This window comes from Alterinioella nitratireducens (genome assembly GCF_013155465.1).
In the GTDB taxonomy this organism is placed as follows: Bacteria; Pseudomonadota; Alphaproteobacteria; order Rhodobacterales; family Rhodobacteraceae; genus Alterinioella; species Alterinioella nitratireducens.
Genome location: NZ_JABJVX010000009.1, coordinates 39759 through 57261 on the forward strand (window position 1 = coordinate 39759; position 17503 = coordinate 57261).

A 17503-nucleotide genomic window follows, 5' to 3' on the forward strand; every position below is an offset into this window, starting at 1 on the left:
TGGCCGGGGGTCAGGGGTGGGATCAGGCGAACCACCAGCGTTCCGCGATGCGGTGACCGTCATTGGCCCAGTTCGAGGCAATCTCCTCCTCGTGGGCAAGGCTGTCGGAATACGCGCTGACATAGGCCGCGAACATCGGGATGATGGTCGAGCCTTCGTCGGACACGATCCGCTGCATCTCGAAATACATCTCGCGACGCAGGTCGTCGTCCAGCTCGGACCGGGCCTGCACCATCAGCTCGTTGAAGCGCTCATGGCTCCAGTAGCTCTCGTTCCAGGACGCGCCGTCGGCATAAGCCGTGGCGAACATCCAGTCCTCGGTCGGGCGCCCGCCCCAATAGGTGCCGACAAAGGGCAGCTGCATCCAGACATTGGACCAGTAACCGTCATTGGGCTCGCGTACGACATTGAGGTTGATCCCCGCCGCCGCCGCCGATTCCGCGAACAGAACCCCTGCGTCAATCGCGCCCGCAAAGGCCGCATCGGCCAGGTGGATATCGACATCCAGGCTGTCGACACCGGCCTGTTGCAGGTAGTAGCGCGCCTGGTCGGGATCGTAGCTCTTCTGTTCCAGCTCGGTGTTGAAATAGCGCTGGCCGGGGCCGATCGGATGGTCGTTGCCGACCGAGCCATAGCCGTTGAGGATGGTTTCGACCATCTGCTCGCGGTCGATGGCATATTTCAGCGCCATGCGGATGTTGTTGTCGCTGAAGGGGGCGGCGCGGCTGTCCATCGGCAAGCCGTAATGCTGCGTCCCGGTGATCGACAGGACCTCGACGCTCGGCGCGCGGGCCAGAAGGTGAACGGTGTTCAGATCGACGCCGTCGATGTAATGCACCTCGCCCGACATTAGCGCGTTCTGGCGCGCCGCGTTGTCATGGATCGAGATGATCTGAACGCCGTCGAAGAAGGCCGAGTTCGGCTTCCAATATCCTTCATGGCGCGAGAAATTGGCCTCGACCCCCATCTCGATGCTGTCCAGCACATAGGCCCCGCAGCCGTCGGTCGTCATCGGATCAATCGCGCCATCGGTCGAGGGCAGGATCGGCAGGTGGTAATCCGAGACGATGAACGGGAAGTCCGCGTTACCTTCGGAGAGCGTGATGATCACGTTCATGCCGTCGGCCCGCATCTCGGTGATCGATTCGATGATCGGCTTGGCGGCGGAGGTCGAATCCTCGCCCAGGTGATGCTGCAATGACGCGATCACGTCTTCGGCCGTCACCGTGCCGCCCGAATGATACTGCACATCGGGACGGATGGTGAAGGTCCAGATCCGCGCATCCGGGGAGGCTTCCCAGCTTTCGGCCACTTCCGGCACCAGGCTGCCATCGGTGGCGATCTCGGTCAGGAAACCGTTGCGCGTGTGCGACATCAAGATGGTGAAGTCGTTCTCCCACGAGCCGGGATCGAGGCTGTCGGTGGTCGAGCCATGCGCCAGCCCGATCTTCAGCGTGCCGCCGCGCGTCGGTTGCGCACGGGCCATGCCCGCGCCCATCGGCCCGATCAGGGCCGCGCCGCCAAGCGCCGATGCGCCCTTCAGCACGCCACGGCGGCTGACACCGCCGGTAATCAAGGATGAGTTCCTCATTTGTCTTTCTCCACTGTTGGTTATTTCAGGTCAGGGACCCTCCCGGGTTCATCCCGGGTTGGGCGCAGAAATCGGGGCGCGCCGGACAAGGCTAGGCCGCCGCGGCAAGAACTGATGGATTCCCCAAACATGAGCGCAGTTTTGCATGAGACGGTCGGGACCGGAACCACTTTTCGACAGGTTGGGGCCGGTTTGCGACATCACTTCACGGTGTAAGGCAATATTCTTTCGCGTTCACGCGCCGAAAACGTCCAAACTTCGCCGGTTTCGGATGCGCGCGAAATGCGTGATGTTGCGACAAACCGCGAAAACCGCAGCCCGACAGACCCGGAGGACCACGCATGCCCACCCCGCCCAATATCGTCCTGATCATGGCCGACCAGCTTGCCCCGCACTTCACCGGCACCTATGGCCACCCGCTGGTGAAGACGCCGCATATGGATGCACTGGCCGAAACCGGCACGCGCTTCGATGCCGCCTATTGCAACTCGCCGCTTTGCGCGCCCTCGCGCGCGTCTTTCATGACCGGGCAACTGGTCTCGAAGATCGGCGCCTATGACAACGCGGCCGAGTTCGGCGCCTCCATCCCCACCTTCGCGCATTACCTGCGGATGATGGGCTATCGCACCTGCCTCAGCGGCAAGATGCATTTCGTCGGCCCCGACCAGCTGCACGGGTTCGAGGAAAGGCTGACCACGGATGTCTACCCCTCCGATCACGCCTGGACGCCGGATTGGGATCACCCCCACGACCGCATCGACAAATGGTATCACAACATGGAGTCGGTGCAGGAGGCCGGCCCCGCCGCCACCAGTTTCCAGATCGAGTTCGACGAGGAAACCACCTTTGCCGCCCGCCGCCGCATCTTTGAATACGCGATGTCTGGCACCGCCCCCTTTGCGATGGTCGTCAGCCTGATCCACCCGCATGACCCCTACGTGCCCCGGCCCGAGTTCTGGGACCTCTACGACACTGCCGACATCGACATGCCCGAAACCGGCCTGACCGACGACCCGCACACCCGGAGGGTTCATCACGGCATCGCCGCCGACATCCAGCCGGTCACCGATCAGCAAATCCGCAACGCGCGGCATGGCTATTACGCCAACACCTCCTATTTCGACAGCAAGGTTGGCGAGGTCGTGAAGGCCCTGAAGGAGAGCGGCCAGTATGACAACACGATCATCATCGTGACCTCGGACCATGGCGACATGCTCGGCGAGCGCGGGCTGTGGTACAAGATGAGCTTCTTCGAGCACTCCGCCCGCGTGCCGATGATCGTCTCCGGTCCCGGCGTGCAGGCCCGCGCCGTGGGCGAACCTGTCAGCCTGATGGACCTGCTGCCCACCTTCCTCGACATCGCGGCCAGCGAAGGGGCCGATACGCCGCCCCCTGCCATGCCGCTGGATGGCCGGTCGCTCTGGCCGCTGCTGAAGGGGGCTGTGGATAACCCTGATGGGGGCGAGGTGCTTGGGGAATATTGTGCGGAATGTGCAAGCCACCCCATTTTCATGATCCGGCGCGGTCCGTGGAAATACATTCACTGCCAGGTTGATCCCCCTCAACTCTTTAACATTTCCGATGATCCGATGGAGCGCAACAACCTGGCCGACGATCCCGCGCAGGGGGCACGGGTGGCAGAATTCCAAGCCGAGATTGCCGAGCGCTGGAACGAGGCCGATCTGTATTCCCGCGTTCTGGCCTCGCAAAGCCAGCGCAGGCCGGTCTATCAGGCGATGGAGATCGGCAAACTGGTCTCCTGGGACTACAACCCGCCCCGCGACGCGTCACAGGAATATGTCCGCAACCACATGGATTGGACCGTCGCAGCCGAGAAAACCCGCTTTCCACCTTTCCAAAAGAAATGAATGGCTTACAGGTCGTTCTTCCGTGGATATAAATTTGATCAAAAGATTTCGGCCTGTTTGCGGGCCGAAATCCCCCCTCCGGCCCCGTCATGTCTCTTGCGATTCAATGAACTGGACGGGACGCCGTTTAGACATTGTTTATCAAGGCCTTGCGCGCCCTGGATAAGGCAAAATAAAACGCTCTGGCCGATTTCCAGACCGTCACCGCCCCGCGACGCGCCAGAATCCGGCGAAAGCGTCAGCCGTCCCTGTCCAGAATATCGCAGGCCTTGCGCGCCAGCGGCCCCGCCAGCGCCCCCACGGCCATCGCACGATCCGAGGAGGCATTGCCCTGCAACGCGCGGAACTTCACGCCCTGCACAATCGCGGCCAGACGAAAGAGGCCGAAGACCAGGTAGAAAGGCCAGTCTCGGATCTCTGAAATCCCCATCCGCTCGCAATAGCGCGCGACGTAGTCCGCCTCCTCCGGCAGGCCCGATGCGCCCCTCTCGACGCCCTCCAGCCCGCTCAGCACCGGCCCCGGCGGCATCCGCCACAACATGCACTGATAGGCCAGATCGGCCAGCGGATGGCCAAGCGTCGAGAGCTCCCAATCCATCACCGCAACCACCCGCGGGGCATCATCCGCGAACATGATATTGTCCAGCCGGTAATCGCCATGGACCAGCGAAACGCGCCCGTCATCGCCCACCATATTGGCCTCCAGCCAGGTCATGATGCGCTCCATTTCCGGCATCTCGCCGGTTTCCGTGGCGCGATACTGGCGCTGCCATGTGGCGAATTGGCGGGCGTAATAGCCGCCCGGACGGCCAAAATCCGACAGCCCCGCCGCCTCCAGATCGACCGAATGGATCGCCGCCAGCGTCGCGTTCATCGCGTCATAGACCTGCGCCCTCTCGCCCGCCTCAAGCTCGGGCAGGGCGGGGTTCCAGAACACCCTGCCCTGGACAAACTCCATCACGTAGAACATCGCCCCGATGACATCCTCGTCGGCGCAAAGATGCAGTGTGCGGGCCACCGGGACGTCGGAACCTTCCAGCGCGCGCAGCACCCGGAACTCCCGATCCACCGCATGGGCCGATTTCAAAAGCGCGCCACCGGGCTTGCGGCGCAGCACATAGCGTCCGCTGTCGGCCTCAAGCAGATAGGTCGGATTCGACTGCCCGTCGCTGAATTTCCGCACCGCGCGCAGGCCGCGGAAGCCGTCCAGATGCGCCTCCAGGTAGCGCCCGAGGGGTCCGACAGCCAGGTCACTGCCCATGATGCGCCCGCACCAATTGCCGCCCGAGCGCCATCATATGCACCTGGTCCGGCCCATCCGCGAGCCGGATCTGGCGTGCGTAATTGAACAACTCCGCCAGCGGCAGATCGCCGGTCAGTCCAGCGCCACCATGGATCTGGATCGCCCGGTCGATCACTTTCTGCGCCATCTTAGGGGCCACGATCTTGATCGCCGCAATGAGGTCGCGGGCGGATTTGGCCCCTTCGGCATCCACCTTCGCCGCCGCCTTCAGCGTCAAGAGCCGCGCCTGCTCGATCTCGCACCAACTGAGCGCGATATCCTCGCGCACCGATTGATGCTCGCTCAGCTTCCGCCCGAAGGTGCGCCGCTCCTCCACGCGGGTCAGCACCAGGTCCAGCGCCCGTTGCGCTGCCCCCACCAGCCGCATGCAGTGGTGAATCCGCCCCGGCCCAAGCCGCCCCTGCGCGATCTCGAAACCGCGCCCCTCCCCAAGCAGCATGCTCTCGGCCGGCACCCGCACGTCGCGAAACACGATCTCGGCCTCGCCGAAGGGCGCGTCATTATAGCCGAAGGTCGAGACATGGCGCACGATCTCCAGCCCCTTCGCGTCGCGCGGCACCAGAATCATGCTCTGCTGCTTGTGGCGGTCGGCCTCCGCGTCGGTCTTGCCCATCACGATGAAGACGGCGCAGCTCTCGCGCATGCCGCCCGTGGTGTACCATTTGCGCCCGTTGATGACATACTCGTCGCCCTCGCGGCGAATCTCGGTGCGGATATTGGTGGCATCGGAGGAGGCGACATCGGGTTCCGTCATGGCAAAGCCCGAGCGGATCTCGCCCGTCATCAGCGGCGCCAGCCAGCGCGCTTTCTGCGCCTCGGAGCCATAGAGCAGCAGCGTCTCCATATTGCCGGTATCGGGCGCGTTGCAGTTGAAGATCTCGGGCGCCCACCAGACCCGCCCCATGACCTCGGCCAGTGGCGCGTAATCGAGGTTGCTCAGGCTGCCGCCATGCGCGGGCGGCAGGAACAGGTTCCACAGCCCCGCATCCCGCGCCTTTTGCTTCAGCTCCTCCATGAATTCGGGCGTGCGAAAGGGCGTGTCCGTGGTCTCGAAATACGCCCGGAACCCGGACTCGGCGGGGTAGATATGGGCCTCCATGAACGCTTCCAGCCGCGCCCGCATCTCCACCGCTTTCTCACTCGGTTCAAAATCCATGATCGCCCTTCCCGCCATTTGTCCAGAGCCTCCGCCGCCGGTCCGCCCAAGTCAACGCTTGCCTTCGGGTCCGCCCCCTCTTTAGCCTTGCCTGACCCATCAGGAGGCCCGCAGATGACCCCCCATCCCCTATTCGACCTCACGGGCCGCATCGCCCTCATCACCGGGGCCAGCCGCGGCATCGGTGAGGCCATCGCCCACCTGCTGGCCGAGCATGGCGCGCACGTGATCTGTTCCAGCCGCAAGCCCGAGGGGTGCGAGGCCGTCGCACAGGCCATCCGCGACAAGGGCCTCCGCGCCGAAAGCCATCCCTGCCATATCGGCGAGATGGACCAGATCGCGGCCACCATCGCGCATGTCGAGGCCAGGCATGGGCGGCTCGACATCCTCGTCAACAACGCCGCGACCAACCCCTATTTCGGCCATATCCTGGACACCGATGCGGGCAGCTTCCAGAAGACGCTCGACGTGAATATCCGCGGCTATTTCTTCATGTCGCAAGCGGCGGGCAAACTGATGCGGGCGCAAGGCAAGGGGGCCATCGTCAACGTCGCGTCAGTGAACGCGCTGGAGCCCGGAGACGCGCAGGGCACCTATTCCATCACCAAGGCGGCGGTGGTGAACATGACGCAGGCCTTCGCCAAGGAATGCGCCTCTCTCGGCCTCCGCGTCAACGCCATCGCACCGGGATGGACGCGGACCAGGTTCGCGGGCGCGCTTCTCGACAGCAAACCGCATCACGACGCGATCATGGCCCGCCTGCCGATGAAGCGTCCGGCAGAGCCGCAGGAAATGGCCGGGGCCGTGCTCTACCTCGTCTCCGACGCGGCAAGCTACACGACAGGCGAATTGCTGGTCGTGGATGGCGGCCTGACGATCTGAAGCGGCACCCTGCCCACATCTTCTTGGCCCAAATACTCACCCTTCCGCGCCCGTAGGGCGCGTGGATCGACGCGCGCAACGCGCGCGGCGACACCACCGCAGAAGCCCCGATTTCTCATCTTCTTCGTGTAATTACCTGAAAGAAAGCGCGCCCGAAGGGCGCGCGGATCGACGCGCGCAACGCGCGCGGCGAAACTCCTCCATACGGGAGAAAACGGCGGATCCCGAACGCGATCCGCCGCTCGATCCTTGTCAGCCCGGCGACATCCCCCGCAGCCGTTCCGACCGCCGCCTGAGCAACTCCACCGTGGTCAGCAGGCAGATCGAGATGATCACGAGGATGGTCGCCACCGCCAGGATCGTCGGGCTGATCTGTTCGCGCAGACCGATGAACATCTGCCAGGGCAGCGTTTTCTGCCCCGCCGACCCCACGAAGAGGACCACCACGACCTCGTCGAACGACGTGATGAAGGCAAAAAGCCCGCCCGAGATCACGCCGGGCAGGATCAGCGGCATCTGCACCCGGAAAAAGGTCGTCACCGGATCGGCGCCCAGATTGGCCGAGGCCCGCGTCAGCGACTTGTCGAACCCCACCAGCGTAGCGGTGACGGTAATGATCACGAAGGGAATGCCAAGGGCCGCATGGGCCAGCACGACACCCAGATAGGTGCCCTGCAACCCGATCCGGCTGTAGAAGAAATACATGCCGGCGGCCGAGATGATCAGCGGCACGATCATCGGCGAGATCAGGATCGCCATGATCGCGCCCTTGAAGGGCACATGGCTCTGGCTCAACCCGATCGCGGCCAGCGTGCCCAGTGACACCGACAGCAGCGTCGCGGCGGGCGCGATCTTGACCGAGTTCCACAGCGGCTGCTGCCAGTCCGGATTGGTGAAGAAATCCCGGTAATGCTGCAGGCTGTAGCCCTCGGGGTCCAGCCGCAGCATTTCCGGCGTGAAGGTAAAGAAATCCTCGGCGTTGAAGCTCAGCGGGATGATCGTGATGATCGGCGCGATCAGGAAGAAGAAGATCAACCCGCAGATCACCCGAAAGCTGTAATACCAGATCTTCTGGCCGGTGGAGGCATAGATTGGAAGGCTCATGATCTTTACCCCAGTTTCACGTTGTCGATGCCGACGATCCGGTCATAGGCCCAGTAGAGCGCCAGGACGAGGATCAGCAGGATGGACCCGAGGGCCGCCGCCAGACCCCAGTTGAGCGAGGTCGAGATGTGATAGGCGATCCGGTTCGAGATGAAGGTGCCGGTGCGCCCCCCCACCAGTTCGGGCGTGATGTAATAGCCGATGGCGAGGATGAAGACGAGGATGCACCCCGCCCCGATCCCGGGCACGCTTTGCGGGAAATAGACCCGCCAGAACGCCGTCCAGTCGGTCGCGCCAAGCGATTTGGCTGCACGCACATAAGAGGGCGGGATGGTCTGCATCACCGAATAGAGCGGCAGGATCATGAAGGGCAGCAGGATATGCGTCATCGCGATGATCGTGCCGGTCTGGTTGTTGATCAGCGCCAATCGGTCATTGTCGGCCACCAGGCCGATCCAGACCAGGATATCGTTGATCACGCCCTGTTGCTGCAACAGCACCTTCCAGGCCGAGGTCCGCACCAGCAGCGACGTCCAGAACGGCAGCAGAACCAGGATCAGCAGGATGTTCGATATCCGCATCGGCAGGTTCGCCAGCAGGAAGGCAATGGGATAGCCAAGCAGCACGCAGGAGCCCATGATCACCAGCGACATGAACATCGTGCGCTTGAAGAGCGTCAGGTAGACCCGCAGGTCTTCGGACTGCGGCTCGATCCCGTCGGCGGTCAGTTGCAGATCGACGGCGGTCAGGAAATAGCCGGCGGTGTAGTTCGGGCTGTAGACCCAGATGGTCTCGAACACGGCCGGGTCCAGCCAATCCTCGTCGATCTCGGCGAATTGCTCGCGCAGCGAGACGGTCTCAAACGCGCCGACGGCCTCCGCCGCCTCGGAGAGCATCGCGCTGGACCCATCATATCCGCGCGCCGCAAGATCACGGTAGAGCGCCGTATAGACGTAATCCTCGACATCCTCCTCCAGAGGGTCATCCTCGTTGGCCTCGATGGTGACATTGACCCACCCGTCATAGGCGCTGGCAGTTTCCGGCAGGGCGGCGCGGACGCTTTCATCCTCCATCAGCGTGGCCCAGACCCGCGGGTCGGCCCAATCGGCGTCCAGCTCGGCGAACTGGTCGGTATAGATATCGGTGTCGAACCGGCCCACGCCGCGCCCCGACTGGCGGAACAGCGACGACACGCCGGTCATCTCGTAATTCAGGCGGCTGCCGACGCGGCTGTGGATGCGGAACTCGGCGGCCTCGAAAAGGTCATAGTAGAGCGCGGCGTAGACGTCTTCGGATGGCGGCTGATCGTGATCCTCCCAATCCTCCAGCGCGACCACCGTGCGCGGCAGCGTCTCGGAGACGATCTGGTTCTCGACCGAGCGAAACAGCATATCCGCGATCGGCAGGATGAAGGTGATCATGATGAACAGCAGAAGCGGCGCGATCAGCAGGAGCGCCCGCATCTTCTGGGCCCTCAGCGCCCGGCGCAGGCTGGCCTTGAGGGGGCGTCCGTCGGCGGCCAGGACGGGGCCGGATTTCGCTTCGGTCTGTGCGGCTGCGTCTGTCATGTCTCAGGTGCCTTCCACGACGAGGATCACGCTGTCGGCACTTGCCCTGCGGATCGCTGCGACATCTTGATATTCGGGATCGTTATAGGCAGCGAGGGCCGCCTCATAGCTTGGAAACTCGATCACCACATGACGGTCGCCGGCTTGGCCTTCCATCACCTGCGCCTGACCGCCCCTGACGATGAATTTCGCGCCGAGACGTTCCAGGATGGGCGTGTCGCGGCGGATATATTCCGGGTAACTGTCGGGGTCTGTCACCGTGATATGGCCGATGATGTAGCCTTTGGGCATCTGTCCCGCCTTGTTGGTTTTTCTCTGGGCGGGGAAGGCGGGGAACCCCCCGCCCTACCCTGTTTTTCAGGTCGTGGGGCGGGGGTCACCCCGCCGCCACGGATCGCTTATTGCGACAGCCAGGCCTGGAAACGGGCGTCCAGGTCGTCACGGTAATCGGCCCACCACTCGTAGTTGTAGAGGAAGGTGCGTTCCGCGTTTGCCGGATCGGTCGGCATATGCGGGGCCATGGCGATACCCAGTTCGGCGTGATCCCCCACCAGCGGGGCCGAGCTTGCGCGCGCCGGGCCGTAGGAGATGTATGCCGCCTGATCACCCAGACGCTGCGTGTCGGTGGCGAAGTAGAGGAAGTCCAGCACGCGGGCCAGGCGATCCTCGGGCAAACCCTCGGGGATGATCCAGCCATCGAGGTCATAGACCTGCGCGTCCCAGAGCATGGCGACCGGCTGGTCCTGCTCTTCGATCACGCTGAAGAGACGCCCGTTATAGGTCGAGCCGATCACGACCTCGCCATCAGCCAGAAGCTGCGGCGTGTCGGCACCGGCGGACCACCAGACGGTCTCGTCACGGATGGTTTCCAGCTTGTCGAACGCCATCTGGATACCTTCTTCGGTCTCCAGCATGTCATAGACGTCTTCCTCGGCAACACCCGAGCACAAGAGCGCCCATTCCATGTTGTTGATCGGGCGACGCTCCAGCGACCGCTGACCGGGGAAGGCTTCCAGGTCGAACACGTCGCAGATGTCATCCGGCGTGCGGCCGTTCCATTCCTCGACATCGGTGCGATAGCCGAAGGTGGTGGAATAGACGATCTGCGGGATGAAGCAGTCGCTGACGATCAGGTCGCCGAAATCCTCGGAGGCAGGGGTGCCATCGGGGGCCGGGGCCAGAACCTCGTCATGGTCGATCTCCATGGCCAGACCCTCGTCGCACAGACGAATGGCGTCCGAGGCCACGACATCGACCAGGTCCCAGGTGATGTTGCCGGCTTCGTTCATGGCGCGCAGACGGGCCACGGCCTCGTTCGAGCTTTCGTCCCAGACGATCTCGACGCCGGGATTGTTCTCCATGTAGGGCTCCGCGTAGGCGGCAACCTGGCTGGCCTGATAGGCCCCGCCCCAGCTGACCAGGGTCAGGCTGTCGGCCATATGCGCTTCGGCGCTGGCCATGGTGGCGGACATCGCCATACCAGTTGTCAGCATAAGTGCTGATTTCAGTTTCATATTTCTCTCCTCTGTTGGTCGTTCTGTTCGCGTTATCGGCCCCCTTTGGCATTGCACGCGCCGGGGGCTCTCCACTTTGCTCAGGCGTCCAGTGCCCGGCAATCCTTGGCCCGCCAGCCGATCTCGATCTGTTCGCCGGGTTGCAACCGGCGCTGATCGGGGGCGTTGCGGGTCTTGATAAAGAAATCATCATTTCCGGCGACACGCAAACGGGTGCGGTAGATGTCGCCCATATAGATGAACTCCAGCACCTCGGCCTTGACGGTGTGGGCGCCGGGTTGCAGGCGGGAGGGGTCGTATTCGACCCGCTCGGGCCGGATCGAGACCAGCGTGCGGTCGCCCACCTTGGTGACGTTGACGGGCAGCGTGTCGATCAGCTCGCCATCGTCCAGCTTGACCACGGCAAGGTCGTTCTCGATGCTTTCGACCGTGCCCATCAGCGTGTTGTTCTCACCGATGAACTGCGCGACGAAGCTGTTTTCGGGCGATTCATACAATGTATCGGGTGCGGCAAGCTGCTGGATGCGGCCATCGTCGAACACCGCGACCCGGTCCGACATGGTCAGCGCCTCGGTCTGGTCGTGGGTCACGTAGACCGTGGTGATGCCCAGATTATGCGCCAGGTTGGTGATCTCGAACTGCATCTTCTCGCGCAGCTGCTTGTCCAGCGCGCCAAGCGGCTCGTCCATCAGCACCAGCTCGGGCTCGAAGACCAGCGCCCGGGCGAGTGCCACCCGCTGCTGCTGACCGCCCGAAAGCTGCGCCGGACGGCGGCCGCCAAACGATCCCATCTCGACCATGTCCAGCGCGCGCTGCACCTTCTGTTCGCGGTCGGACTTGCCGATCTTGCGCACCTCCAGCGGGAAGGACAGGTTCTCCGCGATCGTCATATGCGGGAACAGGGCGTAATTCTGGAACACCATTCCGATACCGCGCTTATGCGGCGGGATGTTGTTGATCGGCTGGCCGTCCAGCAAGATCTCGCCATGTGTCGCGGTCTCGAAGCCCGCCAGCATCATCAGGCAGGTCGTCTTGCCCGAGCCCGAGGGCCCCAACATGGTCAGGAATTCACCTTTGCCGATTGCGAGATTGAGGTCTTTTACGACCAGGTTTTCACCGTCATAGCTTTTCTGCACACGGTCAAAGACCACGAAATGGTCTGCGTCAGAACTTGCGTTCATGAATCTTCCCTGTTCTTCGGCGCTTGCGCGCTTCCTGTGGCCATTGCGGCATCATTGCGGCGCTTCCTGATACAACCGGGTCGAAAAACGACAATACACGGCCAGAAAACGACATCGTCCCAGCCTCTTCACTGTAAGAGCTTGATATTCGCTGTCCACCCGTTTTCTTGAAGGTCACTGGAAACGACCTGCAAGAGGCCACCATCCCGGAACCTGCATTGAGGTCGGATGGCATCCTGAAGCACTCAATTTTTTCGTTCATGATCAGATGGTTAGGTCCATCCTCTCCGGTCTTCAAAAAGGATGCGGACCAGCCCTTGCCACAATCGAACAGAGGTTCCGCACCCGGCCCGACGAACGCTTGTCAACCCTCCAAAACCGCGCGCCTCGAATCATGCCCCGTCAGCCCCTGTTCCAGCACCGCGAGGTCAGGCACCGGCAGCGCCGCCATGATCCGCGAGAACCGCTCCCGCGCCGCCACGCCCGGCCAGCCTTCGGGAAAGAACGCCGGTGGCAGGTCCGGGTGGCGCAGCAGGATCCGGCGCCAGCTATGCACCACCAGCCCGCGCAGGGCGGCGGCCTCGGCTCCGGTCAAGGGCGGGCTGCGGTCGAGGCAGTCCAGCACGTTCTCGAACGCCGCCAGACATTCCGCATAGGCCCGCATCAGCGGTTCGGGGCAGATCTGCGCGCGCAGCCAGTCGGGCACCGCGACCGCGCCCGTCTCGACCCCGAGCAGCCCGCCGTGATCGTCAGGCAGCGGACCGGGGGCCAACGCCGCCTGCCCGCCAAGCGCGATATAGTCGTCGCTTTGCAAGAAAGCCTCCAACCGCGCCGCGCCAACCGTGTCGCCCGCGATCAGCAGGTGCCACAGGTCAGGGCTCGGCACGCCGGTCCCGTAGATGCGCGGCGATGCGGCGGCCGATTGCGCACGGCCATAGCCCGTCAGGAAATGCGTGCTGGCGCGCCCCTCGCGCAGGCTCTCGATCCAGCCATCCTTGCGCAGCCGGTGCAGCGCCACCCGCATCGCCTCGGGCCTCACGCCCATCAGCCCGGTCAATTGCGACAGCAAGGGCCCGCTGATCGCGTCGCCCTTTCCTTGCGCGAGATCGCCGAAGATGGTCACGATCAGCGACCACACCCGATGCCCCTGATCACCCGTGAGGGCGGCGGCGCAGGCGCGAAAGGTGGGGCTGGCGGACTCGTGCATGGAGGCCATGCTACGCGCGCCGCCCCGCCCCGCTCAAGAGGCGTTCATCGTCAGCAGCTCATATTCGGCCACCGCCTCGCCCTCCTCATCGGTCACGCGCACGGCCCAACGCACCTCGCCATACTCCTCGTTGCGGCGGGTCTTCTTCCTGACCGTCAGATGAACCCGGATGGAGCTTCCCGCGACCAGCGGCTTGAGGAAACGCAGATTGTCGAGGCCCGTATTGGCCAGCACCGGCCCTTCATCGGGATCGACGAACAGCCCCGCCGCAAAGCTCAGCAGCAGGTAGCCATGCGCCACGCGGCCCGGAAAGAACGGGTTCCGCGCGGCGGCTTCCTCGTCCATATGGGCGTAGAACGTGTCGCCGGTAAACTCCGCGAAATGCTCGATATCGGCCAGCGTGACCTGGCGCGGATCGGTTGTGATGCTCTCGCCGATCTGAAGCTCGTCGAACCTGCGCCGGAACGGATGCGCCGGACCCTTGTGCACCGTAGCGCCCTTGACGTAGACGCCGCCGATCGCGGTCAGGATGTCGGGGCTGCCCTGGATCGCCGTGCGCTGCATGTAGTGCATCACGCCACGCACGCCGCCCAACTCCTCGCCGCCCCCCGCGCGTCCCGGCCCGCCATGGACCATATGCGGCAGGGGCGATCCGTGGCCCGTGCTTTCCTTCATCGAATCGCGGTTGTTGATATAGAGCCGCCCGTGGAAGGCGCCGGCCCCCAAGGCCACCTGACGCGCCACATCGCCGTCATGCGTGATGAGAGAGGCCACAAGCGACCCCTGCCCCTTGTTGGCCAGCGCAATACCATGGTCCAGATCTCGGTAGCCCATGATCGTGCTGACCGGCCCGAAGGCTTCCGTGTCATGCACGCGGGCCGCCGTGTCGGGGCTTTCGCAATGAAACAGCATCGGCGGCAGGAAGGCCCCCCTGGACCCGGCCATCGCGAAATCCTCGGGGTCGCCGAAGACGCGCGTGGCCTCGGCCCCGATGGTGCCGATCTTCTCCAGCACGTCGCGTTTCTGGCCGTTATTGACCAGCGCGCCCATCCGCGTGCCCTCAGCCTTCGGGTCACCCACCGTCGTCTTGGCCAGCCGCGCCGACAGCGCCTCGATCAGCGCCGCGACCTGCCCCTCCGGCGCGATGATCCGCCGGATCGCGGTGCATTTCTGCCCCGCCTTGGTGGTCATCTCGCGGGTCACCTCCTTGACGAAAAGGTCGAACTCCGGCGTGCCCTGCACTGCATCCGGCCCCAGGATCGAGGCGTTCAGACTGTCCTGCTCGGCCACGAAGCGCACCGAGTTCTGCATGATCACGAGCGCGGAGCGCAGTTTCAGCGCCGTCGCCGCCGATCCGGTGAAGCCCACGACATCCTGACAGGTCAGATGGTCCAGCATGTCGCCAAGCCCGCCCGAGACCAGTTGCAGCGCGCCCTCGGGCAGGATGCCGCTTTTCAACATGATCCGCACCGCAAGTTCGGTCACGTAACAGGTCGCCGTCGCCGGTTTCACGATCGCCGGAACCCCCGCCAGCAGCGTCGGCGCGAGCTTTTCCAGCATCCCCCAGACCGGAAAGTTGAACGCGTTGATATGGACCGCAACCCCTTGCAAAGGCGTGCAGATATGCTGCCCCAGGAAGGTGCCGTCACGGCTGAGCTGCTCAACCTCGCCATCGAGGTAGACATGCCCATCCGGCATTTCCCGCCGCCCCTTGGAGGCGAAGACGAACATCGTCCCGATGCCGCCGTCAATGTCGATCAGGTGATCGCTCTGCGTCGCCCCGGTCGCGAAGCTGAGGTCATAGAGCGCCTGCTTGTGCTTGCCCAGTTCCACGGCCAGCGCCTTGAGCATCCGCGCCCGGTCATGGAAACTCAGCGCGCGCAGGGCAGGCCCGCCCTTGGTCCTGGCAAACTCCAGCATCGCGGCCACATCCAACGTGTCATTGCCCGCCCGCGCCATGGCTTCGCCGGTGACGGCATTTTCGATCAGGCGCGCATTCGCATCCGGCGCGATCCAGCGTCCGGCGGCAAAACTTGAAACATCTTGCAGGCTCATCTCGCTGCTCCTTTCAATTGATCGGCAATCACCCACGATCCCGGGCTCGCCTCGGCCACGCGGGCCATGTCCTGTGCCACCACGTCCCAGCCGCGTTCGGAGGCGTAGTGCATCGGCCCGCCGCGCCAGCGCGGAAAGCCGTAGCCGTGGATCTGCACCGTATCGACATCGCCGGAGCGTTCGGCGATCCCCTCCTCGACGATCCGCGCGCCCTCGTTGATCAGCACGGCCATGAGGCGGTTCGCGATCTCATCGGCGCCGAAGCCCCGTCGCGTGATCCCGCGCTCCGCCGAATAGGCCCGGATCATGCCCTCGACCTCCGGGTCGCGCACGGGGCTTCGGCTGGCCTCGCCGTAGCGATACCAGCCCTTGCCCGCGCGCTGGCCCAATCGACCGAGATCGCAAAGCGTGTCGGCAATCGTCTCATAGCGCTCGCCCTCGGGCCGCGTCGCCGCCTGCCGCTGCCGATTGGCCCAGGCGATCTGCAATCCGGTCAGATCCTGCAACTCGAACGGTCCCATCGGCATCCCGAAGCCGCGCATGGCCGCGTCCACCTCATGCGGCAGCGCGCCATCGGCCAAGAGGTATTCCGCCTCGCGCCGATAGGCGGCCAGCATCCGATTTCCGACAAACCCGTCACAAATTCCTGACAGAACTGTCATCTTTTTCAGTTTGCGGCCAAAGGCGAAGCCCGTCGCCAGCACTTCGGGCGCGGTGTCGGGCGTCATCACGATTTCCAGCAGCTTCATGATATGCGCAGGCGAGAAGAAATGCAGGCCGAGGCAGCGGGCGGGGTTGGGAACGCCCGCAAAGATCTCGGTCGGATCGAGGTAGGAGGTGTTGGTCGCGAGGATCGCGTCGTCGCCCATCGCCTCGGCAAGGTTGCGGAACACCTCGCGCTTGACCTCCAGGTCTTCAAAGACCGCTTCAATCGCCAGATCGGCCCCGGCGGCGGCCCCGTAGCCCGGTGCAACGCTGAAATTATCCCGTTGTTTTTCCGATACTTCCCGGCTTATCTTGCCGCGTTTCAACGCCCCTTCCAGCAGCCCCGTGACGCGCGCTTCGGTGGCTTCGGCCTCTGCCTTTCCCCGCTCGAGGATCACGACCTCATACCCCGCCGACAGCGCCGCCGCCGCGATTCCCGCGCCCATCAACCCGCCGCCGACAATGGCGATGCGGGCGATGTCGCGCGGGGTGACGCCCTTGATCGCATCGGGCTTGGCGGCCTGCCGCTCGGCAAAGAAGGCATGGCGCAGGGCGCGGCTTTCGGCGCTTTGGCGCAGTTCCAGATGGCGCGCCCGCTCCTTCGGCTGGCCCTCCGCGAAGGGCAGCGCAACCCATTGAAGCGCCTTGAGATTTTCCAGCGGTGAGCTCTGCCCCTTGGCCCTTTTTCGCACCTCATCCGCGACTCCGCTCAGGTCCGGCACATCGACATCGCGCGCGCTGACCGGCTCGGGCCGGGGCGGAAGATCCTCGGCGAACGCCTTGATATCGGCAATGATGTCCTTTGAAATCAGGTCGATACCGCCCAGGTCAAAGACCTCTTCAGCCGCGAAGATCCGCCCCCGGCAGGCCATGTCAATAGCCGCCTCCATCCCGATCAGCCGCGGCGCGCGCTGCGTCCCGCCAGCTCCCGGAATGAGGCCCATATTGACCTCCGGCAGCCCGATCTTCACGCCCGGTGCGGCGATCCGCCAGGCGCAGCCCATGGCAATCTCCCAGCCGCCGCCAAGCGTTGCGCCATCCAGAACGGCCAGGAACGGCACCGGGCTGTCTTCGATTTTCTGAACGACATCAGGCAGATGCGGCTCTTCCGGGGGGCGGTCGAACTCGGACATGTCGCCGCCCGCGACAAAGCAATTGCCCGCCCCGCGCAGCACGGCCAGTGTCGCGCCCTGCACGGCATCGACCGCCTGCCACAGCCCTGCGCGCACCAAAGTCGAGGTCGCGTTCACCGGCGGGTTGTCGATGGTCACCCAGGCGATGTCGCCCTCTCGCACCACCTGCACCACATCGCGTTCCGACATGAAAAATCCCCCTTGGTCTGACGTGCGGAATTTATTGACCAACCGTT

The 17503-nt window shown here is 64.1% G+C and carries 13 protein-coding genes and 1 pseudogene; 2 read left to right on the forward strand and 12 right to left on the reverse strand.

Annotated features, from left to right (window positions below; translation table 11 throughout):
• Positions 1-22: 22 nt before the first annotated feature.
• Complete coding sequence (locus HNS34_RS14865; protein ID WP_172320886.1) at positions 23-1591, reverse strand: ABC transporter substrate-binding protein; 1569 nt, start codon at positions 1589-1591, stop codon at positions 23-25.
• 341 nt (positions 1592-1932) lie between these two features.
• On the opposite strand from HNS34_RS14865, the gene betC reads away from it, so the two are divergent.
• Complete coding sequence (gene betC / locus HNS34_RS14870; protein WP_172320887.1) at positions 1933-3459, forward strand: choline-sulfatase; 1527 nt, start codon at positions 1933-1935, stop codon at positions 3457-3459.
• 238 nt (positions 3460-3697) lie between these two features.
• Here betC and HNS34_RS14875 read toward each other — a convergent pair whose 3' ends face one another.
• Positions 3698-4720: a phosphotransferase family protein gene (locus tag HNS34_RS14875; RefSeq protein WP_172320888.1), complete on the reverse strand. Its 1023-nt coding sequence runs from the start codon at positions 4718-4720 to the stop codon at positions 3698-3700.
• On the reverse strand, positions 4710-5918 hold the full coding sequence (locus HNS34_RS14880) for an acyl-CoA dehydrogenase family protein (RefSeq protein ID WP_172320889.1): 1209 nt from the start codon (positions 5916-5918) through the stop codon (positions 4710-4712). Before HNS34_RS14880 ends, HNS34_RS14875 begins: the two co-directional genes overlap by 11 nt.
• Positions 5919-6032: 114 nt before the next feature.
• On the opposite strand from HNS34_RS14880, the gene HNS34_RS14885 reads away from it, so the two are divergent.
• A complete protein-coding gene (locus HNS34_RS14885; protein WP_172320890.1) occupies positions 6033-6800 on the forward strand; it encodes an SDR family oxidoreductase in 768 nt (255 codons plus the stop codon).
• A gap of 252 nt (positions 6801-7052) precedes the next feature.
• Here the strand turns inward: HNS34_RS14885 and HNS34_RS14890 are convergent.
• The 9 genes and pseudogenes from HNS34_RS14890 to HNS34_RS14930 form a co-directional block, all read right to left on the reverse strand.
• Positions 7053-7877: pseudogene (locus tag HNS34_RS14890) on the reverse strand (ABC transporter permease); the annotation flags it as partial.
• Between the two features lie 32 nt (positions 7878-7909).
• On the reverse strand, positions 7910-9472 hold the full coding sequence (locus tag HNS34_RS14895; RefSeq protein ID WP_172320892.1) for an ABC transporter permease: 1563 nt from the start codon (positions 9470-9472) through the stop codon (positions 7910-7912).
• Positions 9473-9475: 3 nt separating this feature from the next.
• Complete coding sequence (locus HNS34_RS14900; RefSeq protein ID WP_172320893.1) at positions 9476-9763, reverse strand: DUF1330 domain-containing protein; 288 nt, start codon at positions 9761-9763, stop codon at positions 9476-9478.
• A 107-nt stretch (positions 9764-9870) separates the two neighbouring features.
• Positions 9871-10986: an extracellular solute-binding protein gene (locus tag HNS34_RS14905; RefSeq protein WP_172320894.1), complete on the reverse strand. Its 1116-nt coding sequence runs from the start codon at positions 10984-10986 to the stop codon at positions 9871-9873.
• Positions 10987-11066: 80 nt separating this feature from the next.
• Entirely contained in the window at positions 11067-12167 is a 1101-nt protein-coding gene (locus HNS34_RS14910; RefSeq protein ID WP_172320895.1) for an ABC transporter ATP-binding protein, read from the reverse strand.
• Complete coding sequence (locus HNS34_RS14915) at positions 12151-12429, reverse strand: hypothetical protein (protein ID WP_172320896.1); 279 nt, start codon at positions 12427-12429, stop codon at positions 12151-12153. Before HNS34_RS14915 ends, HNS34_RS14910 begins: the two co-directional genes overlap by 17 nt.
• Positions 12430-12531: 102 nt before the next feature.
• Entirely contained in the window at positions 12532-13374 is an 843-nt protein-coding gene (locus tag HNS34_RS14920) for a PaaX family transcriptional regulator C-terminal domain-containing protein (protein ID WP_172320897.1), read from the reverse strand.
• 33 nt (positions 13375-13407) lie between these two features.
• Positions 13408-15429: a phenylacetic acid degradation bifunctional protein PaaZ gene (gene paaZ / locus HNS34_RS14925; protein ID WP_172320898.1), complete on the reverse strand. Its 2022-nt coding sequence runs from the start codon at positions 15427-15429 to the stop codon at positions 13408-13410.
• A complete protein-coding gene (locus tag HNS34_RS14930; RefSeq protein ID WP_172320899.1) occupies positions 15426-17456 on the reverse strand; it encodes an FAD-dependent oxidoreductase in 2031 nt (676 codons plus the stop codon). Before HNS34_RS14930 ends, paaZ begins: the two co-directional genes overlap by 4 nt.
• Positions 17457-17503: the final 47 nt, after the last annotated feature.